This is a genomic window from Achromobacter sp. 1011811831, from assembly GCF_059760905.1.
The window spans coordinates 1-811 of the sequence record NZ_JCBANG010000205.1; the positions used below are offsets into that span (position 1 = coordinate 1).

The following is an 811-nucleotide window of genomic DNA, read 5'->3' on the forward strand; positions in this document are numbered from 1 at the left end:
GCATTTGCAGTGAAGCAGACATCAGATATGAATCCGTGGAGCGAAAGCGACGTTCGTGGGACGTGTCTCGCTAGACGCACGAGTCACATTTGCTGAATCAAAGGTCACCACTGACTGCGTTCCATAAGCGTTCGGGGATTGATCCATTGCCACACGCGATGCGCCGGGACTGCCCTGCCCCACAAGTACATTGAACGCACCAGTTGGGGCGTTCAAGATCTGCGCTTCTGTCGTGGTGATTGGACGGAGATACATGCCACCCACAATGCGTTGACTTGCGTCTGTCTGACGTGCTCCTACCATCCTGGCATTTGCAGTGGGGCAGACGGTCATGCGTGGAGCCTCGGGTGGTAGGCGGTATTCGTAGGTCTGGTCTCGGTGCCTCCGGATGGGTCCGTAATGGAGCCGCCACCCGAGCCGGTGAGCAGGAAACCGACCCCGCCGGCCGAGCCTCCTGTGACACCGTCGGGCACTCGCGAAAATGCATGCTGGTGCTGCTGGAACCTGTGCGCTTGTCTGCTTCCCAGCGCCCGCGCATTTGCAGTGACACGGACGTCAAGCGTGGATGCGGGGGTGGTATGCGGCGTTTACCGAACGGGTTTCCTTCGAGGCCCTGGTGTTGCGTCCAGAATCAAATAGGACCGCATCGAAAGGCACGGCTGATCCTCCTCCCACCGCCCCATTTCCTGCCGGGCTCGTATAAAACGCCCCGCCAGTGGTAGCGAATACAGACTGGATATTTGCGACGTTGCCGATGAGCCGTTGCAACGCATCCGTTTGATAACTTCCCAGCGCCCGCGCATTTGCAGTG

1 pseudogene is annotated in these 811 nt (G+C 59.1%); it reads right to left on the reverse strand.

Annotated features, from left to right (window positions below):
* Window positions 1–555: 555 nt before the first annotated feature.
* Window positions 556–811, reverse strand: a pseudogene (locus AC6LJ9_RS30605) (hypothetical protein); the annotation flags it as partial.